At 72.4% G+C, this 26,445-nt stretch carries 22 protein-coding genes; 13 read left to right on the top strand and 9 right to left on the bottom strand.

Features of this window, described 5'->3' with window-relative positions; genetic code table 11:
- The first annotated feature begins 31 nt into the window (after positions 1-31).
- The gene (locus CR162_RS13290) at positions 32-367 is read left to right on the top strand and encodes a hypothetical protein (protein WP_099096010.1); all 336 of its coding nucleotides are present in this window, start codon (positions 32-34) and stop codon (positions 365-367) included.
- 96 nt (positions 368-463) lie between these two features.
- Here the strand turns inward: CR162_RS13290 and CR162_RS13285 are convergent, their stop codons facing one another.
- On the bottom strand, positions 464-2,260 hold the full coding sequence (locus CR162_RS13285; protein ID WP_099096009.1) for an ABC transporter ATP-binding protein: 1,797 nt from the start codon (positions 2,258-2,260) through the stop codon (positions 464-466).
- A gap of 166 nt (positions 2,261-2,426) precedes the next feature.
- On the opposite strand from CR162_RS13285, the gene CR162_RS13280 reads away from it, so the two are divergent.
- From CR162_RS13280 to CR162_RS13260, 5 genes are all read left to right on the top strand, one after another.
- The gene (locus CR162_RS13280) at positions 2,427-3,485 is read left to right on the top strand and encodes a glycosyltransferase family 4 protein (RefSeq protein ID WP_099096008.1); all 1,059 of its coding nucleotides are present in this window, start codon (positions 2,427-2,429) and stop codon (positions 3,483-3,485) included.
- Positions 3,486-3,746: 261 nt separating this feature from the next.
- Positions 3,747-5,552: a translation elongation factor 4 gene (gene lepA, locus CR162_RS13275; protein WP_099096007.1), complete on the top strand. Its 1,806-nt coding sequence runs from the start codon at positions 3,747-3,749 to the stop codon at positions 5,550-5,552.
- Between the two features lie 146 nt (positions 5,553-5,698).
- Complete coding sequence (locus CR162_RS13270; protein WP_099096006.1) at positions 5,699-6,709, top strand: tripartite tricarboxylate transporter substrate-binding protein; 1,011 nt, start codon at positions 5,699-5,701, stop codon at positions 6,707-6,709.
- A 236-nt stretch (positions 6,710-6,945) separates the two neighbouring features.
- Entirely contained in the window at positions 6,946-10,218 is a 3,273-nt protein-coding gene (locus CR162_RS13265; protein WP_141563152.1) for a PAS domain S-box protein, read from the top strand.
- A complete protein-coding gene (locus CR162_RS13260; RefSeq protein WP_099096004.1) occupies positions 10,215-10,574 on the top strand; it encodes a response regulator in 360 nt (119 codons plus the stop codon). The genes CR162_RS13265 and CR162_RS13260 overlap by 4 nt, the downstream gene beginning before the upstream one ends.
- Positions 10,575-10,635: 61 nt before the next feature.
- Here the strand turns inward: CR162_RS13260 and CR162_RS13255 are convergent, their stop codons facing one another.
- From CR162_RS13255 to petA, 4 genes are all read right to left on the bottom strand, one after another.
- Positions 10,636-11,520: an S-methyl-5'-thioadenosine phosphorylase gene (locus CR162_RS13255; RefSeq protein ID WP_099096003.1), complete on the bottom strand. Its 885-nt coding sequence runs from the start codon at positions 11,518-11,520 to the stop codon at positions 10,636-10,638.
- A gap of 83 nt (positions 11,521-11,603) precedes the next feature.
- On the bottom strand, positions 11,604-12,386 hold the full coding sequence (locus tag CR162_RS13250) for a cytochrome c1 (RefSeq protein ID WP_099096002.1): 783 nt from the start codon (positions 12,384-12,386) through the stop codon (positions 11,604-11,606).
- Complete coding sequence (locus CR162_RS13245; RefSeq protein WP_099096001.1) at positions 12,386-13,657, bottom strand: cytochrome b; 1,272 nt, start codon at positions 13,655-13,657, stop codon at positions 12,386-12,388. The genes CR162_RS13250 and CR162_RS13245 overlap by 1 nt, the downstream gene beginning before the upstream one ends.
- Positions 13,658-13,669: 12 nt before the next feature.
- Complete coding sequence (gene petA, locus CR162_RS13240; protein WP_099096000.1) at positions 13,670-14,260, bottom strand: ubiquinol-cytochrome c reductase iron-sulfur subunit; 591 nt, start codon at positions 14,258-14,260, stop codon at positions 13,670-13,672.
- Positions 14,261-14,595: 335 nt separating this feature from the next.
- On the opposite strand from petA, the gene hemF reads away from it, so the two are divergent.
- The 3 genes from hemF (at position 14,596) to CR162_RS13225 (ending at position 17,452) form a co-directional block, all read left to right on the top strand.
- Positions 14,596-15,510 carry an oxygen-dependent coproporphyrinogen oxidase gene (hemF, locus tag CR162_RS13235; RefSeq protein WP_099095999.1) on the top strand — a complete coding sequence of 305 codons (915 nt, stop codon included), beginning with the start codon at positions 14,596-14,598 and terminating at the stop codon, positions 15,508-15,510.
- 98 nt (positions 15,511-15,608) lie between these two features.
- Entirely contained in the window at positions 15,609-16,622 is a 1,014-nt protein-coding gene (locus CR162_RS13230) for a Bug family tripartite tricarboxylate transporter substrate binding protein (protein ID WP_099095998.1), read from the top strand.
- Positions 16,623-16,783: 161 nt separating this feature from the next.
- Entirely contained in the window at positions 16,784-17,452 is a 669-nt protein-coding gene (locus tag CR162_RS13225; RefSeq protein WP_099096060.1) for a tyrosine-protein phosphatase, read from the top strand.
- Between the two features lie 9 nt (positions 17,453-17,461).
- Here the strand turns inward: CR162_RS13225 and CR162_RS13220 are convergent, their stop codons facing one another.
- Entirely contained in the window at positions 17,462-19,228 is a 1,767-nt protein-coding gene (locus tag CR162_RS13220; protein WP_099095997.1) for an ABC transporter ATP-binding protein, read from the bottom strand.
- 241 nt (positions 19,229-19,469) lie between these two features.
- Here CR162_RS13220 and CR162_RS13215 point away from each other — a divergent pair, with 241 nt between their 5' ends.
- Positions 19,470-19,685, top strand: coding sequence for a hypothetical protein (locus tag CR162_RS13215; RefSeq protein WP_099095996.1), 216 nt, complete (start codon positions 19,470-19,472; stop codon positions 19,683-19,685).
- An 87-nt stretch (positions 19,686-19,772) separates the two neighbouring features.
- Here CR162_RS13215 and CR162_RS13210 read toward each other — a convergent pair whose 3' ends face one another.
- Both CR162_RS13210 and metX read right to left on the bottom strand, forming a co-directional pair.
- Entirely contained in the window at positions 19,773-21,098 is a 1,326-nt protein-coding gene (locus CR162_RS13210) for an MFS transporter (protein WP_099095995.1), read from the bottom strand.
- Positions 21,099-21,265: 167 nt separating this feature from the next.
- A complete protein-coding gene (metX, locus tag CR162_RS13205; RefSeq protein ID WP_099095994.1) occupies positions 21,266-22,471 on the bottom strand; it encodes a homoserine O-acetyltransferase MetX in 1,206 nt (401 codons plus the stop codon).
- 166 nt (positions 22,472-22,637) lie between these two features.
- Here metX and CR162_RS13200 point away from each other — a divergent pair, with 166 nt between their 5' ends.
- Genes CR162_RS13200 through CR162_RS13190 form a run of 3 tightly spaced genes read left to right on the top strand, consistent with a single transcriptional unit; the run spans position 22,638 to position 25,556 of the window.
- A complete protein-coding gene (locus CR162_RS13200) occupies positions 22,638-23,564 on the top strand; it encodes a chorismate mutase (RefSeq protein WP_099095993.1) in 927 nt (308 codons plus the stop codon).
- 5 nt (positions 23,565-23,569) lie between these two features.
- Positions 23,570-24,673: a histidinol-phosphate transaminase gene (gene hisC / locus CR162_RS13195; RefSeq protein WP_099095992.1), complete on the top strand. Its 1,104-nt coding sequence runs from the start codon at positions 23,570-23,572 to the stop codon at positions 24,671-24,673.
- Positions 24,666-25,556 (top strand): prephenate dehydrogenase/arogenate dehydrogenase family protein, encoded by an 891-nt coding sequence (locus CR162_RS13190; RefSeq protein WP_099096059.1) that lies wholly within the window; start codon positions 24,666-24,668, stop codon positions 25,554-25,556. The genes hisC and CR162_RS13190 overlap by 8 nt, the downstream gene beginning before the upstream one ends.
- Positions 25,557-25,601: 45 nt before the next feature.
- On the opposite strand, the gene CR162_RS13185 is transcribed toward CR162_RS13190, so the two are convergent.
- Positions 25,602-26,381, bottom strand: a complete 780-nt coding sequence (locus tag CR162_RS13185; protein WP_245870345.1) for an enoyl-CoA hydratase/isomerase family protein — start codon at positions 26,379-26,381, stop codon at positions 25,602-25,604.
- Positions 26,382-26,445 lie beyond the last annotated feature (64 nt).

Here is a 26,445-nt window from a genome sequence, read left to right as displayed (position 1 = left end):
AGCCGCGTGATGCGGCGAAGGAGCCCCGCCCATGCCACGAATCGCCGCGACGATCGCCACGCTGGCCCTGCTGCTCGGGAGCCTTGCCGGGGCCGCCCCCGCGGCGGGGGATGAGGAGTGGCAGCTCTGCCAGGCCGGCGGCATGGCGCGTTCGAGCTGCAGCGTCAGCTGCAACGGCGAGAGCCGGCGCCAGAGCTGTGGCAATGGGGAGATCTGCGAGTGCCGCTGCGCGCCGCGGCCGCAATGCCGCTGCCGGGCGATGGACGGGCAGGCCACGGAGGAACACACCGATGGCGGGAAGGCCGTCCGGCCCGGGGTGCCGGCGGGCCTCGCGGCCGGCGGGCACCGGACGGGCCGGCAGGGCTGAGGGTGGAAGGCAGGGCTGAGGGTGGAAGGCGGGGCTGAGGGTGGAAGGTGGGGCTGAGGGAGAAAGGTGGGGCCGCCCCCTTGGCGGGGGCGGCGCTCAGGCGGCGACCTGCAGGGCCTCGGACTGGCGGCGCACCATCTCCTGGTAGGGGCCGGGGCGGCGCATCAGCAGGTCGGGCGCGCCATCCTGCACCACCTGGCCGTTCTCCATGACGATGATGCGGTCGAAGTTCGTCAGCGTGGCCAGGCGGTGCGCCACCGCGATCACGGTCCGGCCCTGCATCAGCCCGTCCAGCGCCACCTGCACCTCGGCCTCCGACTCGGAGTCGAGGGCGGAGGTCGCCTCGTCCAGCAGCAGGATCGGCGCGTCCTTCAGCAGGGCGCGGGCGATGGCGAGGCGCTGGCGCTGGCCGCCCGAGAGCTTGGCGCCGCGGTCGCCCACGACCGTGTTGAAGCCCTCCGGCAGCGCCTCGATGAAGTCGCGGCAGCGGGCGGCCTCGGCGGCGCGCAGCACCTCCTCGTCGGTCGCGTCGGGGCGGGCGTAGCGGATGTTCTCCAGCACCGTGCGGTGGAACAGCGAGACGTCCTGCGGCACCACCGCGATCATGTCCGCCAGGCTCTCGCGCGTCGCGCCCGCGATGTCCTGGCCGTCGATCAGCACGGCGCCGGCCTGCGGCGCGGCGTGGCGCTGCAGCAGGGTGAGCAGGGTGGACTTGCCGGCGCCCGAGCGGCCGACCACGCCCACCTTCTGGCCCGGCTGGATCGCCAGCTCCAGCCCGCGCAGCACCGGCGCGCTGCCCTCGGGGGCGGAGGGGTAGCTGAAGGTGACGTTCCGGAACACCACCTCGCCGCCGCGCGCGGCCAGGCCATGGGCGTTCTCGGCGTCCGGCATGTCGTGCGGCACCAGCAGGGCGGCCAGCGCCTCGCGCATGCGGGCCACATACTGGGTGAGGTCGACCAGCGCCATGGCGAGGTCGCGGCTGGCGTGCAGGATGGTGAAGCCGAGCGTGCAGACCAGCACGATGTCGCCCGTGGTGGCGCGGCCCTGCTGCCACAGATGCACCACCCAGCCGAGCAGCAGGGCGGTCAGCAGGGCGGTCGCGGCGCCGTGCACCAGGCGCAGCTTCTCCAGGTAGCGCAGGCTGGCGCGGCGCGCCGCGCTTTCCTCGGCCAGCGCCGTGTCGAGGCGGGTCGATTCGCGGCCGAAGGCGCCGAAGGCCCGGACCAGCGAGAAGTTCTGCACCACGTCCACGAGCTGGCCATCCACCATGGCGGCGCGGCCGGCGAAGCGGTCGTGCAGCGCCTCGCCGCGGCGGCCGAGCCAGGCGACGCCGATGGCCAGCGCCGCCGCCACCACCACGAGGCAGCCCGCCATGAGCGGGTCGACGCTGGCGAGGAAGCCGATGGACAGGGTGACGGCCACCGCCGGCGGCACGGTGTGCCAGGTGAAGTTCTGCAGCACGGTGAAGGCCGCCGTGCCGGTGGCGCTGATGCGCGCCGCCAGCGTGCCGGCCGAGCGGTTGGCGAAGTAGCCCGGCGAATGGCCGGCCAGGTGGCGGAACAGCTCGGCCCGCATCGAGGCGGTGGCGCGCGGGAAGCGGTCCGCCGCGATCCAGCCGCCGACGCGCCAGAGCATGTTGTCGGCCGTGATGATGCCGGCGAGGATGGCGAAGGCCATCCACACCGCCGCGGCCGAGGCCTGGGAGGGACCGCCCGAGAGCGTGTCGATCAGGTTCTTGACCGCGTAGTTCGCCCCCACCGAGCAGCCGACCGCGCCCAGCACCGCCACCAGGACGGCCGCGTGGCTGCCGGCCTGCGGCCGCAGGTGGCGCAGCAGGAACCCGACGGGGCGCCGGGCGAGGCGCAACAGGTCGCTGTCGTCGGCACGGGTCATGGGCGGTGGCCTCTCACTTCCGGAGCACATGACCGTGAGGACACGGCGCATCTGCGTTCATGCGGAGGGAACGCCAGCAACAAGACGAAATCGTGGCGAAGGTTGCCGAATCTAGACCGCATTCGGGTGCCAGAAGAGGCTCAGAGACAACGGAGATCGGAACCCAATGCGTATCGCGCAGATCGCTCCCCTGACGGAGGCCGTTCCGCCGAAGCTGTATGGCGGCACCGAGCGCATCGTGTCCTACCTGACCGAGGAGCTGGTCGAGATGGGCCATGAGGTGACCCTGTTCGCCAGCGGCGACTCGGTCACCAAGGCCAGGCTGGCGCCGGGCTGCCGCAAGGCGCTGCGCCTCGACCCCTCGGTGCGCGACCCCAACGCGCCGCTGACGCTGATGCTGGAGCAGGTCTACCGCCGCCGGCACGAGTTCGACCTGCTGCACTTCCACCTGGACTACCTGCCCTTTCCGCTGTTCTCGCGGCAGAGCGTGCCCTTCGTGACCACGCTGCATGGCCGGCTGGACCTGCCGGAGCTGCAGCCGGTGTTCGACACCTTCAACGAGGTGCCGGTGGTCTCCATCTCAGACAACCAGCGCCTGCCGCTGCCGCAGGCGAACTTCGCCCGCACCATCTATCACGGCCTGCCCGAGCGGCTGCTGGCGCCGCGCCCCGGCGTCGCGCCCTCCTACCTCGCCTTCCTTGGCCGCATCGCGCCCGAGAAGCGCTGCGACCGCGCCATCGAGATCGCCATCGCCACCAACACGCCGCTGAAGATCGCGGCCAAGGTGGACCGGGTGGACGTCGACTACTTCGAAACCAAGATCAAGCCGATGCTGGCGCACCCGCTGATCGAGTTCATCGGCGAGATCGACGAGACGCAGAAGCCCGACTTCCTGTCGGGCGCCATCGGGCTGCTGACGCCGATCGACTGGCCCGAGCCCTTCGGCCTGGTGATGATCGAGGCGATGGCCTGCGGCACGCCGGTGATCGCCTTCCGCCACGGCTCGGTGCCGGAGGTGATCGACGAGGGCGTGACCGGCTTCGCGGTGGACAGCATGGCCGAGGCGATCGCCGCCGTGGGCCGGCTGAAGACCCTGCCCCGCGCCGCGGTGCGCGCCCGGTTCGAGCAGCGCTACACCGCCCGCCGCATGGCGCAGGACTATGTGGCGCTCTACGAGGAGCTGGCCCGCCGCGGCACCTCCAGCCTGCTCGCCGCCGCCGAGTAGGGCCGGCAGGCCGCAGGCGGGGGGAGCCCGCTCCCCCCCTCCGGCGCCCGTCCCTCCCCGCCTCCTTCCGCGCCGCCGGCCCCCGTGGCAGGCGGCGCGGAGCGCGTCGGCGGCCCCCGCGGCGCCCGCCGGGCCGCGCGGCTCCTGGCGGCGGAACGCCCAGCGGATGCCCCTGCCGCTTTGATTCCGGCGCCGCTTGCCCTATTGGCAGGGGCCGAACCACGGCGGGTAACCCTCCGCCCCGATCGCCGCCGGAAGCCCATGACCAACACCCCCCTGTCGCGCATCCGCAACTTCTCGATCATCGCCCATATCGACCACGGGAAATCCACCCTGGCCGACCGGCTGATCCAGGCCACCGGCGCCATCTCCCAGCGGGAGATGAAGGAGCAGATGCTCGACAGCATGGAGCTGGAGCAGGAGCGCGGCATCACCATCAAGGCCGCCTCCGTCCGGCTCGACTACAAGGCCAAGGACGGCAACGACTACGTCCTGAACCTGATGGACACGCCGGGCCATGTGGACTTCGCCTATGAGGTGAGCCGCAGCCTGGCCGCCTGCGAGGGCTCGCTGCTGGTGGTCGACGCCTCGCAGGGCGTCGAGGCGCAGACGCTCGCCAATGTGTACCAGGCGATCGACGCCAACCACGAGATCGTCCCCGTCCTCAACAAGATCGACCTCCCCGCCGCCGAGCCGGAGCGGGTGAAGCAGCAGATCGAGGACGTGATCGGCCTCGACGCCTCGGACGCGGTGGAGATCTCGGCCAAGTCCGGGCTGAACATCGAGGGCGTTCTGGAGGCCATCGTGCACCGCCTGCCGGCGCCGGAGGGCGACCCGGACGCGCCGCTGAAGGCGCTGCTGGTGGACAGCTGGTACGACCCTTATCTCGGCGTCATCATCCTGATCCGGGTCAAGGACGGCACCATCCGCCGCGGCCAGAAGATCCGCTTCATGGCGGAGGGCACCACCCAGACGGTGGACAGCGTCGGCGTGTTCCGCCCCAAGATGACGCCGGTGGACTTCCTCGGCCCGGGCGAGATGGGCTACCTCAACGCCGCCATCAAGACGGTGGCCGAGACCAATGTCGGCGACACCATCACCGACGACCGCAACCCCGCGGCCGAGCCGCTGGCCGGCTTCAAGCCCTCCATCCCTGTGGTCTGGTGCGGCCTCTACCCGGTGGACGCGGACGATTTCGAGAAGCTGCGCGATTCGCTCGGCAAGCTGCGGCTGAACGACGCCTCCTTCCATTTCGAGGCGGAAAGCTCGGCGGCGCTGGGCTTCGGCTTCCGCTGCGGCTTCCTCGGGCTGCTGCACCTGGAGATCATCCAGGAGCGCCTGTCGCGCGAGTTCGACCTCGACCTGATCGCGACCGCCCCCTCGGTGGTCTACAAGCTCACCACCAACAAGGGCGAGCAGATCGACCTGCACAACCCGGCCGACATGCCGGACCCGACGCTGATCGACAAGATCGAGGAGCCCTGGATCAAGGCCACCATCATGGTGCCGGACGAGCATCTGGGCGCCATCCTGACGCTCTGCTCGGAGCGGCGCGGCCAGCAGGTGGAGCTGACCTATGTCGGCAACCGCGCCATGGCGGTCTATCGCCTGCCGCTGAACGAGGTGGTGTTCGACTTCTACGACCGGCTGAAGTCGGTCTCCCGCGGCTATGCCTCCTTCGACTACGTGATGGACGGCTATGACGAGGGCGACCTGGTGAAGATCTCCATCCTGGTGAACAACGAGCCGGTGGACGCGCTCTCCTTCATGGCGCACCGCACCCAGGCCGAGCGGCGCGGCCGCTCCATCTGCGAGAAGCTGAAGGAGCTGATCCCCCGCCAGCTCTTCAAGATCCCGATCCAGGCGGCGATCGGCGGCCGCGTCATCGCCCGCGAGACGATCTCGGCCATGTCCAAGGACGTCACCGCCAAGTGCTATGGCGGCGACATCACCCGCAAGCGCAAGCTCCTCGAGAAGCAGAAGGAGGGCAAGAAGCGCATGCGTCAGTTCGGCAAGGTGGAGATCCCGCAATCGGCCTTCATCGCCGCGCTCAAGATGGACAGCTGAGGGCCGGCCAAGCCGCTGTTTTTTGGCTGACCTTACAGAAGGGAAACGCTAATCGGGGTGGATCGGCGCGCCGGGCCGGTGACGGGCGGGGGCCGATTCGCCCCGCCTTCGCTTCCGGCGCGGCCCAGACGGGAGAGAATATCCACATGATCCGCCGCCATCTGCTGGCCGCGCTGCCGGCCCTCGCCGCCGGCCTCGGCACATTCGGCGCCGCCCTGCTCGGCGCCGCCCCCGCCGCGCAGGCCCAGGCGAGCTATCCGAGCCGCACCATCAGCATCGTCGTGCCCTTCGCCGCCGGCGGGCCGACCGACACCGTCACCCGCCTGGTGGCGGAGGTGATGGCGCGCGACCTCGGGCAGTCCGTGGTGGTCGAGAATGTCGGCGGCGCGGGTGGCACGCTGGGCGCCGCCCGCGTCGCCCAGGCGCGGCCCGATGGCTACACGCTGCTGCTGCACCACATCGGCATGGGCACCACCCCCACCCTCTACCGCCGCCTGCCCTACGATCCGGTGGGCGGCTTCGAGCCGATCGGCCTCGTCACCGAGGTGCCGATGACGGTGATCGCCCGCAAGGACCTGCCCGCCGCCAACCTGGCCGAGCTGGTGGCGCTGGTGCGCAAGGAGAAGACCGGGATCAACTACGCCAATGCCGGCATCGGCGCCGCCAGCCACCTGTGTGGCCTGCTGCTGCAGAAGGCGATCGACGCGCCGATGACCACCGTGCCCTATCGCGGCACGGGCCCGGCCATGACCGACCTGATCGCCGGCACGGTGGACGTGATGTGCGACCAGACCACCAACACCACCAGCCACATCCGCGCCGGGGCGGTGAAGGCCTATGCCGTCACCACCGAGCAGCGCCTCGCCTCCCTGCCCGAGGTGCCGACCAGCGCCGAGGCCGGGCTGCGCGGCCTGGAGGTGACCATCTGGCACGGCCTCTACGCGCCCAAGGGCACGCCCGCCGAGATCCAGGCCCGGCTGTCCAAGGCGCTGCAGGCGGCGCTGCGCGACGAGCGGCTGGTCCAGCGCTTCGCCGACCTCGGCACCGAGCCGGTGTCGCAGGACCGCGCGACACCCGCCGCGCACAAGGCGTTCTGGGAAGCCGACATCGCCAAGTGGCGCCCGGTGATCCAGGCCGCCGGCCAGTATGCCGACTGAGCGGCCCCCCGGCTGACCGGTGCGCCGAATGACCGCGCGGTCCCGCTGACCACGCAGCCGGTCCAGGCGGGGCGGGCCCAGGCGGGGCAGGTCCAGGTGGGCCAGGTCCAGGTGGGCCAGGTCCAGGTGGGCCAGGTCCAGGCGGGGCGGACCCGCCTGGGCGGCCCTTGTGCGCCGGCGGTGCCCGGCGCATGAAACCTTACCATGACCCGATCCCGGCCACCGCGAGGAGCAGCATGACCGGACCGGTTCCGGACCGGAACCCCACGGTTCGCCTGCACCTGCTGCTGATCGCCCTCGCCGCGCTGCTGCCGGTCTGGGGCCTGGCTGGCCATGTCGCGGGGCGGATGGCGGATGCGGAGCGCACGCGCATCATCACCGCCGCCCAGAGCGCCAGCCGCGATCTCGCCTTCATGCTGGAGCGCGACCTGCTCACCCTGCAGGCGAAGCTGTCCGCGCTCGGCGCCACGCCGGGCCTGCAGGAAGGCGACCTCGCCGCCTTCCATGCGCATGCCTTCGTCCTGCCGCTGCGGCGCAAGGCCCGGCTGCGGCTGGCCGACGCGGGCGGCCTCGTGCTGGCCGACACCGCCTTTCCGCCCGGCGCCCCCGGCATGCCCCCGGCCCTGCCCGCGCCGCCCCGGCGCGGCATCTCCAGCCTGCAGCCGCCCGACGGGCCGGGCGCGCCGCAGCGCATCGACATCACCCAGCCGGTTCCGCAGGGCGGTGGCGGGTCGCCCGAATACTTCCTGGTGGCCAGCATCGACCCGGCCGAGATGTGGGCCGGGGAGATGGAATGGTCGCGGCTGCCGCAGCACTGGTCCGGCATGGTGGCCGACATCGGCGGCAACGTGGTCGCCCGCACGCCGAGCCAGCCGGAAACCGCCGGCATCGTGCTGCCGGAGCCCGAGGCGGCGCGCCGCGCGCTGCTGGAAGGGGAGCCGCTCGGCTGGACGCGCGACCGCGCCCCCGATGGCCGCGCGTTCTACGTCGCCTGGCACCGCGTGGATGGCGCGCCATGGATGGTGCTGGTGGGCCTGCCCGGCCAGCTCGTCGATGGCGCGCTGCTGCGGCTGCTCTCGCCCGTGCTGCTGGTGGGCGGCGGGATGCTGCTGCTGTTCACCGGCGCCCTGGCCTTCTGGGTGGACCGCCGCATGGCGATCCCGCTGGAGCGGCTGGGGCGCATGGCGGTCGCCTTCGGGCGCGGGGCCGCGCTGCCGGGCTTTCCGGCCACCGGCCTGCGGGAGATCGACAGCGCCGCCGCAGCACTGGCCGGCGCCGCCGCCGAGCGGGACGCGCTGGAGGCGGAGCGCGCCGCCCTCACCACCCGGCTGCAGACCGTGCTGGAAAGCACGCATGACAGCGTGCTGGTGCTCGACCGCGACGGGACGGTCCTCTACATGAACGGCCGCGCGCGGGCGCAGCTCGGGCCGGGCGGGCCGAGCACCGGCCGGCCGCTGCGGGAAAGCTTCCCCGGCTGGGAAAGCGGCCCCTTCGGCGCCGCCTGCCAGCGCGCCACGGCGGAAGGCACGCCGCAAAGCGCCACGGCCTTCCACCCCGCGCTCGGCCGCTGGATCGCGGCCGACATCTATCCCTCCGCCGAGGGGCTCTCCCTGTTCTTCCGCGACGTCAGCGACGAGCGCGCCGCTCAGGTGGCGCTGCGCGAGAGCGAGGCGCGGCTGAAGGCGGTGCTGGAGAACGTCTCGGTGGGCATGCTGCTGGCGGAGGCGCCCGGCGGGCGCATCCTGCTCGGCAACCGCCGCATGGAGGAGATCCTGCGGCGGCCCATCCCGCTCTCCGCCGGCGTCGAGAGCTACCGCGAGGACTGGGAGTGCTACCACCCGGACGGGCGGCGGCTGGACGGCATGGAGTTCCCGCTCGGCCGGGCGCTGCTGACCGGGCTGCCGGCCAATGGCGAGTTCCAGATCCGTCGCGGCGATGGCAGCATGGTCTGGCTGCGCGCCGCCGCCGCCCCGGTGCGCGACGCGCGAGGCCGCGTCACCGGCGCCGTGGTGGCGCTGTCCGACATCGATGCGGAGCGCCGCGCGGCCGAGGCGCTGCGCGAGAGCGAGCTGCGCTTCCGGACGCTCGCCGAGGCGATCCCGCAGATCGTCTGGTCCACCCTGCCGGATGGCCGGATCGACTACGTCAATCCCCGCCTGCAGGACTTCACCGGGCTGCCGCCGGGCATCGCCATGGAATCGCTCGCCCGCATCGTCCATCCGCGCGACCAGGGGCGGGCCGAGCGCGCCTGGCAGCGCGCGCTGCGCCGGGGGGAGGCCTTCTCGGCCGAGCTGCGGCTGCTGCGCGCCGAGGGCGGCTGGCGCTGGTGCGTGGCGCGCGCCCTGCCCGTGCGCGCCAGCGACGGCACCATCCTGCGCTGGATCGGCGCGGTGACGGATGTCTCGGAACTGGCCGAGGCGCGCGAGGAGCTGGCCCGCCAGGTGGCGGCGCAGACCGCCTCGCGCGAGGCGGCGGTGCGCTCCGCCGCGGCGCTCGCCGCCTCCGAGAGCCGCTTCCGCCGCTTCGCCGAGGCCAGCCCGGACGTGATGTGGATGACCAATGCCGAGGGCACGCAGGTGGAGTTCATCAGCCCCGCCTTCGAGCAGATCTGGGGCATCCCGCAGGAGCGGCTGCTGGCGGACCACGACGTCTGGATCGAATCGATCCACGAGGCCGACCGCCCGCGGGTGCGGGAGGAGCGGAACGCCGCCGCCCTGACCGGCCGGATCGATTCCGAATACCGCATCCTGCGCCCCGATGGCGGCATGCGCTGGATCCGCGACATCGGCTTCCCCATCCTGGACGCGCGCGGGGTGATGACGCGGCGCGGCGGGCTGGCGCGCGACGTGACGGCGGGCAAGGCCGCCGAGGCGCGGCAGATCCTGCTGCTCGGCGAGCTGAACCACCGGGTGAAGAACACCCTGGCCACGGTGCACTCCCTGGCGCTGCAGACCGCGCGCACCGCCGGCGACAGCCCGGACGCCATGCCCCGCTTCCTGAAGGACTTCCAGGCGCGGCTGCTGACCCTCTCGCGCGGGCACGACCTGCTGACCGCCCGCACCTGGCGCGGCGCCACGCTGGAGGACACGGCGCGCGCCGCCCTCGCCCCGTGGCAGGCGGCGGCCGAGAGCGGCGAGGAGCGGCTCACCGTCAGGGGCCCGGCCGTGTGGCTGGCGCCGCGGCAAACCCTGGGCCTGGCCCTGGCCTTGCACGAACTCGCCACCAATGCGACCAAGCACGGTGCCCTGACCCGTGCCGAAGGCCGCGTGCTGGTGTTATGGCAGGGGCTGCCGGATGGCATGGTGCAGCTGCGCTGGCAGGAGCGGAACGGCCCGCCGGCCCGCTCCCCCACCCGCCGCGGCTTCGGCAGCCGCCTGCTGGAGAGGGGCCTGCCGGCCGAGCTGGGCCCCGGCTCCTCGGTGACGATGACTTACGCGGAGACAGGATTTGAGGCCGTGATTCGCTTCCGCCCCGTGAACGGGCCCCAGGTTGAGGAGGAGACCGCATGAGCGGACTGAACGGCCGCCGGATCCTCGTGGTCGAGGACGAGGCCCTGATCGCGATGCTGGTCGAGGACGCGCTGCTCGAGGCCGGCGCCCTCGTGCTCGGCCCGGCCGCGACGGTGGAGGAGGCGATGGCGCTGTTCGACTCGGAGCAGCCCGAGGCCGCCGTGCTCGACATCAACCTCGCCGGCCAGGCCTCGATCCCGGTGGCGGACCGGCTGGTGGCGCATGCCATCCCCTTCGTCGTCGCCACCGGCTATGGCGCGGCGGGGCTGCCGGAGCGGCACCGCAGCGTGCCGGTGCTGGCCAAGCCCTATGACCCGCGCGACCTCATCGCCGCGCTGGAACAGGTCTGCTGCTGACGGGAAGAGCCGGGAGAGCCACCCCTCCCGGCTTCCGGCGCGGCCGGGGAAGGCGCTGGCCTCAGCCGCGCAGCACGCGGCCGGCCACCGCGTCCAGCCTCGCCATCAGCGACGGGTCGCGCTTCTCGGGCGGGGTGACGATGGCGTATTCCAGCGCCCGGTCGCAGCCCGCCGGGCAGGCGCCGCGGGGCTTGCCCAGCATCGGCACCACGGCCTTCACCAGCGCCTTGGCGCGGCCGGCGTTCTCGTACATCACCTTCACCACGGCCTCGACCGAGACATGCTCATGGTCCGGGTGCCAGCAGTCGAAGTCGGTGACCATGGCGATGGTGGCGTAGCAGAGCTCCGCCTCGCGGGCGAGCTTGGCCTCCGGCATGTTGGTCATGCCGATCACGTCGCAGCCCCAGGCGCGGTACAGCTCGCTTTCCGCCTTGGTGGAGAACTGGGGGCCTTCCATCACCAGGTAGGTGCCACCGCGCTTGTGCTTCACCCCGATCCGGCGCGCCGCCTCCTCCGCCGCGTCGCCGAGGCGCGGGCAGACGGGGTGCGCCACCGAGACATGCGCCACGCAGCCCGTCTCGAAGAAGCTCTTGGCGCGCGCGAAGGTGCGGTCGATGAACTGGTCGACGATGACGAAGGTGCCGGGGGGCAGGTCGCCGTTCAGCGAGCCCACGGCGGACAGGGACAGGATCTCGGTCACGCCCGCGCGCTTCAGCACGTCGATGTTGGCGCGGTAGTTCAGCGCCGAGGGCGGCACGCGGTGGCCGCGCCCGTGGCGGGGCAGGAAGACGCAGCGCACGCCCTCCAGCCGGCCGAACAGCAGCTCGTCCGAGGGCTCGCCCCAGGGGCTCTCGACGCGGCGCCATTCGCGCTCCTCCAGCCCGTCGATGTCGTAAAGGCCGGAGCCGCCGATCAGGCCGATGACGGGTTCGATGGTCTCGCTCATGCGATGCATTTCCCTGAATGGAAAAAGGGCCGCCTGGCGGGCGGCCCTCGGGAAGGTCCGGCAGGCGGCGGGGCCGCGCTGGCCTAGTGGACGTCGGCCCAGATCTTCCGCTTCACGGCATAGGTCAGGCCGCCCAGGATGATCAGGAACAGGATGATCCGCACGCCCATGGCGCGGCGGGTTTCCAGCTCCGGCTCGGCCGCCCAGGTCAGGAAGGCGGAAACGTCGCGGCTCATCTGGTCCACCGTGGCGCGCGTGCCGTCGGCGTACTGGACCTGGCCGTCGCTGTTGATCGGCGGCGCCATGGCGATCTGATGGCCGGGGAAGTACTTGTTGTAGTGCATCCCCTCCATCACGGTGACGCCGGCCGGCGGCGGGTCCTCGTAGCCCACCAGCAGCGCGTGGATGTAGTCCGCGCCGCCGACGCGGGCCTTGGTGATCACCGACAGGTCGGGCGGCAGCGCGCCGTTGTTGGCCGCGCGGGCCGCCGCGTCATTGGCGAAGGGACGGCGGAAGCGGTCCGAGGCGCGGCCGGGGCGCTCGAACATCTCGCCATCGTCGTTCGGCCCGTCCTGGATCTGGTAGCCGGCCGCGACCGCCGCCACCTGATCCTCGGACAGCCCGATGTCGCGCAGGTTGCGGTAGGAGAGCAGGCGCATGCCGTGGCAGGCGGCGCAGACCTCCTTGTAGACCTGGAAGCCGCGCTGCAGCTCGGCGCGGTCGAAGGTGCCGAACAGCCCGTCGAAGGCGAAGCGGGTGTCGGGGATCTCGATGTGCCCTTCCGCCGCCTGGGCGCCCGGCGCCGCCATCAGCCCGAGGGACAGGGCGGCAGCCAGGGCTGCCGCTTTCAGGGTACGCACCGGCATCACGCCTTCTCCATGGGCTTGGCCACGGCGGCGCCGGGCAGGGGTCCGCCGCCGCGCAGCACGGCCTTGGCGATGCTTTCCGGCAGCGGCAGCGGCCGCTCGATCTTCGCCAGCAGGGGCAGGATCACCAGGAAGTAGCCGAAGTAGTAGGCCGTGGAGAGGCGGCTGATGGTGACATAGGGCTCCTCGGCCGGCATGCCGCCGCAGTACATCAGCACGAAGAAGTTCACCGTCCAGAGCAGGAACAGCCACCTGGCGATCGGGCGGAAGCGCATGGAGCGCACCGGCGAGCGGTCCAGCCAGGGCAGCACGAACAGGATGGCGATCGAGCCGAACATCATCAGCACGCCGCCGAGCTTGTTCGGCACCGCGCGGAGGATGGCGTAGAAGGGCAGGAAGTACCACTCGGGCACAATGTGCGCCGGCGTCACCAGCGGGTTGGCCGGGATGTAGTTGTCCGGGTGGCCCAGGTAGTTCGGGCTGAAGAACACCAGGAAGGCGAAGACGATGAAGTAGACGATGATCCCGACGCTGTCCTTGACGGTGTAGTAGGGGTGGAAGGGCAGCGTGTCCTGCGGGCCCTTGGGCTCGATGCCCAGCGGGTTGTTGGAGCCCGTGATGTGCAGCGCGGCGACATGGAGGAACACCACGCCGGCGATCACGAAGGGCAGCAGGTAGTGGAGCGAGAAGAAGCGGTTCAGCGTCGGGTTGTCGACCGAGAAGCCGCCCCACAGCAGGGTCACGATGCTGTCGCCCACCAGCGGGATGGCGGAGAACAGGTTGGTGATGACCGTGGCGCCCCAGAAGGACATCTGGCCCCAGGGCAGCACGTAGCCCATGAAGGCGGTGGCCATCATCAGCAGGAAGATGACGACGCCCAGCATCCAGAGCAGCTCGCGCGGCGCCTTGTAGGAGCCGTAATACATGCCGCGCCAGACGTGGACGAGGACCACGATGAAGAACATCGAGGCGCCGTTCATGTGAACGTAGCGGATCAGCCAGCCATAGTTCACGTCGCGCATGATGCGCTCGACGCTGTCGAAGGCCAGGCTGGTATGCGCCGTGTAGTTCATCGCCAGGAAGATGCCGGTGGCGATCATGACCATCAGGTTGATCATCGCCAGCGCGCCGAAATTCCAGAAGTAGTTGAAATTCCGGGGAGTCGGGAAGGTCCCGTACTCCTTTTGCATCATGGTGAACACCGGCATGCGCTGGTCGATCCAGCGCACCACCGGGTTGCTAAAGCTGCTGTCGTGCAGGCCGGATGCCATGGGGTGCGGTCCTCAGCCGATGCGGATCTGGGTATCGGAGGTGAAGCTGTATTCCGGAACCGCAAGGTTCGTCGGCGCCGGGCCGCGGCGAATTCGGCCGGACGTGTCGTAGTGGCTGCCGTGGCAGGGGCAGAACCAGCCGCCGAAATCGCCCCGCGCATCGGTCGGGCGCTGGCCCAGCGGCACGCAGCCGAGATGGGTGCAGACGCCCAGCACCACCAGCCAGGGCTTGCGCTCCACGCGGTCGCTGTCCGCCTGCGGGTCGCGCAGCTCGCCCAGCGGCACCGCCTCGGCCTCCTGGACCTCCTGCGCCGTGCGGTGGCGCACGAAGACCGGCTTGCCGCGCCACATCACGGTGACGGCCTGCCCCTCGGCGATGGGGGCGAGGTTCACATCGGTGCTGGCGAGCGCCAGCACGTCCTTGGCGGGGTTCATCGAGTGGATGAACGGCCAGACAATGGCGCCCACGCCGATCGCCGCGAAGGAGCCCGCCGCCAGTTTAAGGAAGTCCCGTTTGGTGCCCTGTTCGGGGCCATGGGCACCAGCCCCATGGGCGCCACCCATACCGGGGGAGCTGCTGCTCGGCGCAAGCGTATCGGCCATGCCTCATCGTCCCTTTTGGCGGCCGCCCCGATATCCTGGCAGGCGGGCCGACCGCTAATCCCTGTCCGCAGAACTGCGGCAGCGACGGCCACGCGCGAAGCCGCGCTGCAACACCGTGCGCCGGCGCCATATAAAGGCAGGCATAGCAGGGTGGCAATTGCCGCAGGCGCCGCCGCGCGACATGCGGCGCCCTTCCCGCCCTCCCGCCGCCCCGGTTGCGGCGGCCGGGCCGCCGCGCTAGCCCCATCGCGGCCGGCGCCCACGCCGCCCGCCGGCCCGCCCACCCGCCGCCCGCCGCGCCCCGCGCGGGCCGCCGCAGGAGCCTCCTTCCCGCCATGCCCGACACGCCGCCCTCCCCCTCCCCCGACGCCCATCCCCTGGCCGCTCCGGCCCGCGCCTGGTTCGAGTCGCTGCGCGACCGGCTCTGCGCCAGCTTCGAGGCGATCGAGGACGCGCTGGCGGAAGGGCCGCACGCCGCCCTGCCCGCCGGGCGCTTCCAGCGCAGCGCCTGGGAGCGCCCCAACGGGAACGCGCCCGGCGGCGGCGGCGTGATGTCCGTCATGCGGGGGCGGGTGTTCGAGAAGGTGGGGGTGAACGTCTCCACCGTCTGGGGCGAGTTCAGCCCGGAGTTCCGCCGGCAGATCCCCGGCGCGGAGGAGGATCCGCGCTTCCTGGCCACCGGCGTCTCGCTGGTGGCGCATATGCGCTCCCCCCGCGTGCCGGCGGCGCACATGAACACGCGCTTCATCGCCACAAGCCGCGCCTGGTTCGGCGGCGGGGGGGACCTGACGCCGATGAACATGACGGCGCCCGAGTCGCTGGAGGACGGCGCCAGCTTCCACGCCGCCTTCCAGGCCGCCTGCGACCGGCACGACGCGGCCTACTACCCGCGCTTCAAGGCCTGGTGCGACGAGTACTTCTTCCTCCCCCACCGCAACGAGCCGCGCGGCCTGGGCGGCATCTTCTACGACTGGCTGGGGCGGGACGAGCCGGAGGGGGAGAAGCTGGGAGATCACTTCGCCTTCACCCGCGACGTGGGCGAGGCCTTCCTGGCCGCCTACCCCGCCATCGTCCGCCGCCGCATGCACGAGCCCTGGACGGAGGCGGAGCGCGAGCACCAGCTCGTCCGCCGCGGCCGCTACGTGGAGTTCAACCTGCTGCACGACCGCGGCACGCTGTTCGGGCTGCGCACGGGCGGCAACACCGAGGCGATCCTGATGTCCATGCCGCCCGAGGTGCGCTGGCCCTGAGCGGCGCCGCCCCCTCCCGAAAGGGGGGGGACTGGCGCGGCCGCGCCGCTTTCCGGCATCCTCCGGCCCAGGAACACCGACACCGGAGGATTCGCCCCATGACCACCCGCCGCGCCCTGCTGGGCGCCGCCCTGGCGTCGCCCGCCCTCGCCGCCCCCTTCCTCGCGACCCCGGCCCGCGCGCAGGGAAGCGCGGCCTCGGGCACCGGCGCCTGGCCGGACCGCCCGATCCGCATGATCGTCCCCTACCCGCCCGCCGGCTCCACCGACCTGCTGACCCGCCTGCTCTGCGAGCGGCTGTCGCAGAAGCTGGGGCAGAACTTCGTGGTGGAGAACCGGCCCGGCGCCGGCGGCAACATCGGCATGGACGCCGTGGCCAAGGCCGCGCCCGACGGCTACACCTTCGGCGCCTCCACGATCGGGCATTTCTCGATCAACCAGTACCTCTACAGCAAGATGCCCTGGGACATCGACCGGGACTTCATCCCCGTCGCGCTCACCTGGGAGTTCCCGAACGTGGTGGTGGTCTCCAGCCAGCACGTCCCGGCCACCACGCTGCAGGATTTCATCGCCTGGGTGCGCAAGCAGCCCAACGGCGTCTCCTTCGGCTCGCCGGGCGTCGGCACCACGCCGCATCTTTCGGGCGAGATCTTCCGCAACCGGCTGAAGCTCGACGCCACCCACGTGCCCTTCCGCGGCGCGGCGCAGACCATCCCGGCCATGCTCTCGGGCGACGTCACCTTCGCCATCGACAACCTCGCCTCCTATGTGCCGGTGATCCAGGAGGGCCGGATGCGGGCGCTGGCCGTGACCGGCGCGCGGCGCTGGCCCACGCTGCCCGACGTGCCGACCATGGCCGAGGCGGGGATGGAGGACTTCGTCATCACCTCCTGGGGCGCCTTCGTGGCGCCGGCCGCCACGCCGCGCCCGATCATCGACCGGATGAACGCCGCGCTGCGCGAGATCTCGGCCGATGAGGGGCTGAAGCAGCGCTTCCTGCAGGCGGGCGGCACGCCGCTCTGGTCCACGCCGGAGGAGGCCATCGCGCGCGGCAAGGCGGAGCGGCCGCTGTGGGAGGCGGCGGTGAAGTCCTCCGGCGCCCGGGCGGACTGAGCGGGGGCGGACTGAGCGGGGACGGACTGAGCGGGCCGGGCCGAGCGGGGCCGATTGGGCGGGGCGGGCTGAGCGGGGGGGCCGCGCTCCGCCATGCGCCGGGGGCGGGGCTGGAACATCCGGCCTTGGCGCGGGGCGGGCGCGGCGCCATACCCCGCAGCATGGCGCAGGACCTCACCACCCCCGCCGGGCGGCGCGCCGCCTGGTTCAACAGCCTCCTTGTCGACCACGCCGTGCTGCGCCTGGCCTGGCGCAACTGGGGCGTGGTGGCGCCCGGCCGCCTTTACCGCTCCAACCACCCCTCCCCCTTCCAGATGCGGCTGGCGGTGAAGGGGGCGGGCATCCGCAGCATCGTCAACCTGCGCGGCCACCGCGAAAGCTGCGGCTCCGACGCGCTGGGCCGCGCCATGGCGGCTGAGTTGGGGCTGGAGCATGTGGACGCGCCGCTGGAATCGCGCGGCGCCCCGCACAAGGACCGCATGCTGCGCCTGGCGGAGATCTTCGCCCGCCTGCCGGAGCCGGTCCTGATCCACTGCAAGTCCGGCGCCGACCGCACCGGCCTCGCCGCCGGGCTGTGGCTGCTGCTGCAGGGCGAGCCGGTGGAGGCGGCGATGCGCCAGCTTTCCTGGCGGCACGGCCATGTCTCGGCCAGCAAGACCGGCATCCTGGACGCGTTCTTCAGGGAATATGCCCGCTTCCTGCGCGCGCATGGGCCGAAGCCCTTCCTGGACTGGGTGCGCGAGGACTATGACGAGGACGCGCTGCGCGCCGCCTTCCGCAGCCGCGCCTGGGCGGACCGGCTGGTGGACGGCATCCTGCGGCGGGAATAGCCGCGCGGCTCACGCCGCCGCGAAGGCCTGGGTGCGCACCATGCGGGCATAGAGCCCGTCCCGCGCCACCAGCTCGGCATGGCGCCCCTGCTCGACGGCGCGCCCGTCCCGCATCACCACGATGCGGTCCGCCTGCTGCACGGTGGCCAGGCGGTGCGCCACCACCAGCGTGGTGCGCCCCTTCCGCAGCCCTTCCAGCGCGCGGCCGATGGCGGCCTCGTTCTCGGCGTCCAGCGCGGAGGTCGCCTCGTCCAGCAGCAGCACGCGCGGGTTGCGCAGCAGGGCGCGGGCGAGCGCGATGCGCTGCCGCTGCCCGCCCGAAAGGCGCGAGCCGCCCGGTCCCAGCACCGTGTCGTAGCCGCGCGGCAGGGCGGTGATGAAGTCGTGCGCGGCGGCGGCGCGGGCGGCCTGCTCCACCTCGGCGCGGCTGGCGCCGGCGCGGCCATAGGCGATGTTGGCCAGCGCCGTGTCGTCGAAGATCACCGCGTCCTGCCCGACATAGGCGATGGCGGCGCGCAGCGAGGCCAGGGTGACGTCGCGGATGTCGGCGCCGTCGAACAGGATGCGCCCTTCCGTCGCGTCGTAGAGGCGCGGCAGCAGGGTGAGGGCGGTGGACTTGCCGGCGCCGGAAGGGCCCACCAGCGCCACGGTCTGCCCCGGCTCGGCGGCGAAGCTGAGGCCGGACAGCGCCGGCTGCCCCCGCCCCTCCCCGTCATAGTGGAAGCCCACATCCTCGAAGGCCAGCCGCCCCGCCCCCTCGGGCAGCGGCGCGGCGCCGGGGCGCTCGGTGATGCGCGGGGCGCGGTCCATCACGGCGAAGACGCGGATCAGCCCGCCGAAGCCCTCCTGCAGCGCCGCGTTCAGCGAGCCGAGCGCGCGCATCGGCCGGGTGGCCAGCAGCAGGGCGGTGATGAAGCCGGTGAACTCGCCCACCGTGCCGCGGCCGGTGCTGACCTTCCAGCCGACATAGGCCAGCACGCCCGCCACGGCGATGCCGCCCAGCGCCTCCAGGATCGGGTCCAGCTTGGCGCGGGTGCGGGCGATGGTGAGCAGCGCCTGCCGCAGCTCGGCGAAGGCGCGGGCGGCGCGCGCCTCCTCCTGCGGCTCCAGCCCGTAGCTCCGCACCACCCGGGCGGCGGCGAAGCTCTCGGTGAGGATGGCCGCCGTCTCGCCCACCCGCTCCTGCATGCCGCCCGAGGCGCGGCGGATGCGCTTGCCGAGCCGCAGCACCGGCACCACCGCCACCGGGTAGAGCAGGGCCAGGATCAGGCTCATCTGCCAGTCGAGCCAGATCATCGAGGCGGCGAGGCCCACCACCGTCAGCCCGTCCGCCAGGCCGTTGATCGCCTTGGTCAGCGCCTCGCGGATGGCCTGGGCGTCGGCGGTGAAGCGGGCGGCGTAGCGGGCGGGCGCGTCCTGCGCCACCAGCGCCAGGTCGGTGCGGGTGAGGGAGCGGAACAGGTCGTTCTGCAGCGCCTCGATGACCCGCAGCACCACCGCCTGCACCGAGACCGCCTGCCCGTACTGCGCCAGCGACTTCAGCGCCGTGATGACGATGATGACCGGCGGCACCAGCCAGACGATCCGCGCGTCGCCTTCCGTGAACAGGTCGAAGGCCTGCTGGATGACCACCGGGTAGAGCGCGGTGAAGCCCGCCAGCGCCACCGTGCAGAGCACCGCCAGCAGGATGCCGCCCCGGTGGTGCCGCACATAGTGGCGCCACAGGCGGGCGAGCAGGGCTTTGCTGGTCTCGGGAGGGGGCAGGGCTTTGGCCATGCGGGGCGCTTAAAGCGGATCGGCGCCGGGTGGAAGCGCCGGCGGCGCTGCCCGGCGCTGGCGCGCGGAAGGATGGCGGGGCCGGCCCGCGCGGCGCCTGTTCTTGCAAATGATTATCATGTCGAAGTCATTGACAATCAATCGCAGTATTACTCGCGAAATCTCTACCAGCGTTACTGGAACGATTCATGCCGCCATGCACTATCCTGCGGATCCCTTCCCTGGTCGAGGAAACCAAGACATGTCCTTCGCCGATGCCACCCATGCCGCCTGCACCCGCTGCAAGTTCTTCGACAACCACGCCGCCATGGCCACGGCCGAGGAAGGGCTGTGCCGCTACAACCCGCCGGTGAACCAGCCGAGCCCGGAAGCGCATGGCCTGTGGCCGGTGGTGTCGTCGCGGGACTGGTGCGGCCATTTCAGCCAGGACGCGATGAGCGGCGGCGTGGCCGACTGAGCGCCGCCTCCCCTTCCGCGCGGAAAGGGCGCCATCCCGGCCGGGGTGGCGCCCTTTCTCCGTTTCCCCGCCCGCCCGTCGCGCGGCTCAGCGGGCGTGGCCGCCGGCCGGCGCGGGTTCTGGCGCCAGGCTTCGCGGGGCGCGACCGTTCGCCACCAGCGTCGCGATGCCCACCAGCGCCACGGCGGCGACATAGTGGGCGGGGCCCAGCCGGTCGAGCGCCAGCAGCAGGGTCAGCAGCGGCGGCGTGATGCCGGCGCAGATGGCATAGGCCATGTTGTAGGCGAAGGAGACGCCGGTGAAGCGGATGGCCGGCGGAAAGGCGTGGATCATCACATAGGGCACCACGGCGATGACACCGATGGTGGCCCCCGCCAGGGCGTAGAGCGGCACCAGCAGGTCCGGCCGGAGGCCCGCCCCGATATAGAGCGCATAGGTCGCGCCCATCATCGCCAGCGCGCCGGCGACGCCCACCCTGAGGCTGCCGAAGCGGTCCAGCAGCCAGCCGCAGAGCATGGCGGAGACGGTGAGGCAGAAGGTGGCGGCCAGGTTGCCGCGCAGCGTTTCCGCCGGGCTCAGCCCGTGCAGCCTTTGCAGATGGGTGGGCGCCAGCAGGATGACCACGACGATGCCCGCCGTCAGCATCCAGGTGGCGAACATGGAAACGGCGACGCCCCGGCGGTGCCCGGCCAGCACCTGCCGCAGCGGCAGGCCGCGCGCCAGCCCGGCGCGGCGGCGCATCTCCTCGAAGACCGGCGTCTCGTGCAGGAAGCGGCGCAGATACATGGCCAGGAAGCCGAACACGCCGCCCACCAGGAAGGCGATGCGCCAGCCCCAGGCGGCGACCTCGGCCGGGGCGAGCGCGGTGTTGATGGCGGTGGCCATCAGCGAGCCCAGCATGATGCCGCCCGTCAGCCCGCCCGTCAGCATGCCGACGGCGAGGCCCACGCGGCCCGGCGGCACATGCTCGGACACGAACACCCAGGCGCCCGGCCCCTCGCCGCCGATGGCCGCGCCCTGCATCATGCGGAACACCAGCAGCAGCACCGGCGCGGCGTAGCCCAGCGTCGCGTAGGTGGGCGTCAGGCCGATCAGCAGCGTCGGCACCGCCATCAGGAAGATGGAGAAGGTGAACATGCGCTTGCGGCCGAGCTTGTCGCCGAAATGCGCCATGACCAGCCCGCCCAACGGGCGCGCCAGATAGCCGGCGGCGAAGATGCCGAAGGTCTGCAGGTCGCCCAGCCAGTCCGGCGTGCCGGGCGGGAAGAAGAGGTGGCTGATGGTGGCTGCGAAGAAGACGAAGATGATGAAGTCGTAGAATTCCAGCGCGCCGCCCAGCGAGGCGAGGACCAGGGTGCGCACGTCCCGCCGGCTCAGGGATTTCGGGGAGGCGGGAACGCGGTGCTCGGTCATCACTCTCTGCCTGCGGCCCTGCCGCGGCAGTTCGTTGCGCGGCTTCACGGTGCCACGCAATTTTGGATCTTACGGCCGCATTGTCGCGGCGAGATTGCTGGATGCTGCATTGCAGCAGCGGCGGAGCTCCGAAGCGCGGGAAAGACGATCCGGCGGGAGGGCGCGCCTCAGACGCCGGCCCGCTCCGCCGCCCCGCGCAGGAAGCCGCCCAGCGCCGCATGGAACTCGGGCTCGTCCAGCAGGAAGGCGTCGTGCCCCTTGTCGGACTTGATCTCGACAAAGGAGACATTGGCGGCCGCGGCGTTCAGCGCCCGCACCAGGGCGCGGCTCTCGCTGGTGGGGAACAGCCAGTCCGAGCTGAAGCTGGCCACGAAGAAGCGCGTGGCGGTGCCCCGGAAGGCCGCCGCCAGCTCGCCCCCGTGCTCCGCCGCCAGGTCGAAATAGTCCATGGCGCGGGTGATGGTGAGGTAGGAATTGGCGTCGAAGCGGTGGACGAAGGTGCTGCCCTGGTGGCGGAGGTAGCTCTCCACTTCGAAGGTGTCCTCCAGGAAGGTGAGCGCCGAGGCGCCGCGCAGCCGGCGGCCGAACTTGCGCGCCAGCGCCTCCTCCGAGAGGTAGGTGATGTGCGCCACCATGCGCGCCACCGACAGCCCCTTGGCCGGGATCAGCCCCGGCTCCGCCCAGTAGCGCCCGCCCCGCCAGTCCGGGTCGGAATGGATGGCGGCGCGGCCCACCTCGTGGAAGGCGATGTTCTGGGCGCTGTGGTGCGTGGCCGTGGCGATGGGCGCGCAGGCATGCACCATGCGGGGAAAGGTGGCGGCCCATTCCAGCGCCTGCATCCCCCCCATCGAGCCGCCGACCACGGCCAGCAGGCGCTCGATGCCGAGGTGGCGCACCAGCTTCTCCTGCGCCCGCACCATGTCGCGGATGGTGATGTTGGGGAAGTCGGTGCCCCAGGGGCGGGTGTTGCCCTCGCTGTCGGTCATCGGCTCGCGCGGGCCGGTGCTGCCCATGCAGCCGCCCAGCACGTTGGCGCAGATGACGAAGAAGCGGCTGGTGTCGATCGGCTTGCCGGGGCCGACAATGGCCTCCCACCAGCCGGGGCGGCCGGTGACGGGGTGGCGCTCGGCCAGGTACTGGTCGCCGGTGAGGGCGTGGCAGACCAGCACGGCGTTGCTGCGCGCCGCGTTCAGCGTGCCATAGGTGCGGTAGGCGACGTCGAGCGGCGCCACCCAGGCGCCGCAATCCAGCGCCATCCCCTCGGGGAAGCGCGCCCGCTGGTGCTCCACCGGCGCGGCGTCGGCGGCGCTGGCGCCAGGCGGGGCACCAGGCGGGACGGCGGGGCGGGCGGGGGAGAAGGACGGCTCGGTCATCTCTGTTCCTGCGGGGCGCCCGCAGGAATAAGGGCGCCGCCGCCGCAGGTCCACCGCCGGCTTGGAATGGCGCCCATCCCTTGCCGCCGCCCGGGGAAGGGGCGCCGCCGCCGCCCGGTTGTGCCTTGGCGGAAGCGCGGGCGCGCTCTATTGCTGGGGCGCCGCCATGCCCGACCTCGCCCCCCCCGACCTGGCCTCCCTGCGCACCGAGATCGACCGGATCGACGACGCGCTGCACGACCTGCTGATGCGCCGGGCGGACCTCGTCGCCCACATGGCCGCCAGCCGCGTGAAGCAGGGCGCCCCCACCTTCCGCCCCGGGCGCGAGGCGGTGATCCTGCGCCGCCTGCTCGGCCGCAACCGCGGCGCCCTGGCGCGCCCGGCGGTGCTGCGCTTCTGGCGGGAGATCATCGCCTCCTCGCTGGCGCAGCAAGGCAACTTCACCGTGGCGGCCCTGGGGGCGGCCCCGCAGGCAACCCTGGGAGCAACCCTGGGGGCCGCGCCGGGAACTCCGCAGGGCAACGGGGCGGGAAACATGCCGGCGGACGGTCCGGCGGAGCTCGGGCCGCCCATGGCACGGCTGGCACGCGCCCATTTCGGCCTGCTGACGCCGCTGCGCCTGCACCCCACCCCCAGCCGCGTGCTGGCCAGCGTGGCCGGCGGCGAGGCCGCCGTGGCCGTGCTGCCCGCGCCCGGGGAGGATGAGCGCCCGGAGGCCGCCTGGTGGGCGCAGATGGAATCGCCCAGGCTGCACGTCGTGGCCGCCCTGCCCTTCCTTGCCCCCCGCCATGGCGGGCAGGAGGCGCCGCCCCAGGCCCTCGTCGTCTCCCCCCTGGCGCCCGACGCCACGGGGCGGGACCGCAGCCTGCTGCGCTTCGAGCCGGCGCCCGGCCAGTCCCGCGCCCGCATCCGGTCCATCCTGGACGGCGCCGGGCTGGCGCCGCGCTGGCTGCTGTGCCGCGACACGCCGGCGCCGTTGGCGCTGGCCGAGATCGAGGGCTTCCTGGCCGAGGGCGACCCGCGGCTCGGCGCCCTGCCCTTCCCCCGCCTGCAGATCCTCGGCGCCTATGCCGAGCCCGAGCCGGAAGAGTGACCCCGATGACCGTGCAGCCCCGCCCCGCCATCCTGTCGATCGATCCCTATGTCGGGGGCGAATCGAAGATCCCGGGCGTGAACCGGATCATCAAGCTGTCCTCCAACGAGGGCGCCTTCGGCCCGCCCCCCGCCGCCATCGAGGCCATCACCCGGGCCGCGCGCGAGGCGCACCGCTACCCCGACGGCAACGCCCGCGCGCTCCGCGAGGCGATCGGCGCCCGCTTCGGCCTCGACCCCGCGCGCATCATCTGCGGCAACGGCTCGGACGAGCTGATCACCCTGCTCTGCACGGCCTATGCCGGCGAGGGCACGGAGGTCATCATGTCCGCCTATGGCTTCATGATGTACGACATCTCCGGCCGCGCCTCGGGCGCCCAGGTGCTGAAGGTGCCCGAGGTGCCGGCCGAGGGCGGCGGCATGAAGGCCGACATCGACGGCATCCTGGCCACGGCGGGGGCGCGCACCCGCATCGTCTTCCTCACCAACCCCAACAACCCGACCGGCACGCTGCTGCCCAGTTCCGAGGTGGCGCGGCTGCGGGCCGGGCTGCGCGACGACATCCTGCTGGTGCTGGACAGCGCCTACGCCGAATACGTCACCGCCCCCGGCTACGACCCGGGCGAGGCGCTGGTGGACGCGGCGGGCAACACCATCATGCTGCGCACCTTCAGCAAGATCTTCGGCCTGGGCGGCATGCGCGTGGGCTGGGGCTACGCCACGCCCGCCATCATCGACGCGCTGAACCGCGTGCGGGGCCCGTTCAACGTGGCCAGCGCCTCGCAGGCCGCCGCCGTGGCGGCGCTGGCCGAGCCGGGCTGGGTGGAGACCTGCGTGGCGCACAACACCGCATGGCGCGGCAGGGTGGCGGCCGCCCTCGCCGCGGCCGGCCACGCGGTGTGGCCGAGCGAGACCAACTTCCTGCTGGTGGATTTCGGCTCGCCAGAGGGCGCCGGACAGGCCGATGCGCGGCTGAAGTCGCGTGGGCTGATCGTGCGCGGCATGGCGGGCTACGGCCTGCCGGGATGCCTGCGCATCACCATCGGCACCGCCGAGGAATGCCAGATGGTGATCGACGCCATTGGCGCGGCCTCTCCCGCGCATGGCTGAGCCGCCGGTCTTCCGCCGGCTCTGCATCATCGGGCTCGGGCTGATCGGCTCCTCCATCGCGCGCCTCGCGCGCGAGCGCGGGGACATCGCGGAAACCCTGGTGGCCTGCGACAGCGGCCCGGGCGTGGCGGAGCGGGTGAGCGAGCTGGGCCTGGCCGATGTGGTGGAGACCGATGCCGGCCGCGCCGTGCGCGACTGCGACGGGGTGATCCTCTGCACCCCCGTCGGCACCTTCGCCGGGCTGATGGCGGCCATCGCCCCCCACCTCGCCCCCGGCGCGGTGCTGACCGACACGGGCTCCACCAAGGGCTCGGTGCTGCGCGACCTGCTGCCGCTGCTGCCCCCCGGCGTGCATCTGGTGCCCGGCCACCCGATGGCGGGCACCGAGCATTCCGGCCCCGATGCCGGCTTCGCCACCCTGTTCCAGGGCCGCTACGTCATCCTGACGCCGCTGGAGGGCACGGAGCCGGCGGCGCGGGCGAAGGTGGAGGCGCTGTGGCGGCGCGCCGGCGCCATGATCGAGACGATGGACCCCGCCACCCACGACAAGGTGGTGGCGATCGTGTCCCACCTGCCGCACCTGATCGCCTTCACCATCTGCTCCACCGCCGACGACCTGGCGCAGGAGACGCGCGAGCAGGTGCTGAAATTCGCCGCCTCCGGCTTCCGCGACTTCACCCGCATCGCCTCCAGCGACGTGGACATGTGGCGCGACGTGTTCCTCAACAACCGCGAGGCGCTGCTGGAGATGCTGGCGCGCTTCTCGGAGGACGCCCATGCCCTGGGGCGCGCCGTGCGCTGGGGGGAGGCGGGGTTCATCGAGGACCGCATCCGGCGCGGGCGCAAGATCCGGCGGACGCTGATCGAGCTGAAGCAGGCCTGAGGAGGAAGGCGGCGGCGGGGAGGCCCCGGCGCCGCCCGCTCCGCCTCAGCGCCCCTCGAAGACGGGGCTGCGCTTCTCCATGAAGGCGCGGACGGCGTTCTGGAAGTCCCGCGTCTCGGCATAGCGGCCGGCGGCCTCGATCTCCTCGGGCGGGACCGGCATCGGGCCGCGCAGGCTGCGCAGCGCGCGCTTGTGGAAGCGGTTGGACAGCGGCGCGCCCTCGGCGATGCGCCGCGCCAGCGCCGTGGCCTCCTCGAACACCGCCCCGTCCGGCACGCAGCGCGTCAGCAGCCCGCGCGAGAGCGCCTCGGCGCCGTCCAGCGTCCGCCCCTCGATCAGCAGCTCGCAGGCCACCGCGTAGCCCACCACCGCCTGCAGCGCCTCCAGCGCCACATAGGGGTACCAGATGCCGAGCTTGCGGGCGGGAATGCCGAAGCGCATCCCCTCGCCCCCCACGCGGAAGTCGCACACCGTGGCCAGCCCGGCGCCGCCGCCCATGCACCAGCCGGAGATGGCCGCCACCACCGGGTGCGCGCAGTCGCGGATGTTGACCAGCGCCCCATCCAGCCCGGCGGCGTAGCGCCGGTCCTTGTCCCGGCCGCCATAATCCTCGCCGAAGCCGCCGATGTCGGCGCCGGCGCAGAAGGCGGCGTCTCCCGCGCCGCGCAGGATCACGCAGCGCAGGCTCTCATCGGCCGACAGGGCGGCGAAGGTGGTGCCCATCGCCTCCCACATCGGCAGGTCCATGGCGTTGCGCTTCTCGGGGCGGTCGATCAGCACGGTGGCGATGTTTCCATCGCGGCTGACGCGGAGCTTGGGGTGCATCATGGTGCCGGAACGGTGCGGGCATGGCGCGCCCCTGTCAACGCCATGGAAGGCGCCCGATGAA

It is taken from the genome of Teichococcus rhizosphaerae, assembly GCF_002631185.1.
Lineage (GTDB): Bacteria > Pseudomonadota > Alphaproteobacteria > Acetobacterales > Acetobacteraceae > Pseudoroseomonas > Pseudoroseomonas rhizosphaerae.
Note: the sequence above shows the minus strand (reverse complement) of the source record. Positions and strands in the feature narration are given on the sequence as shown.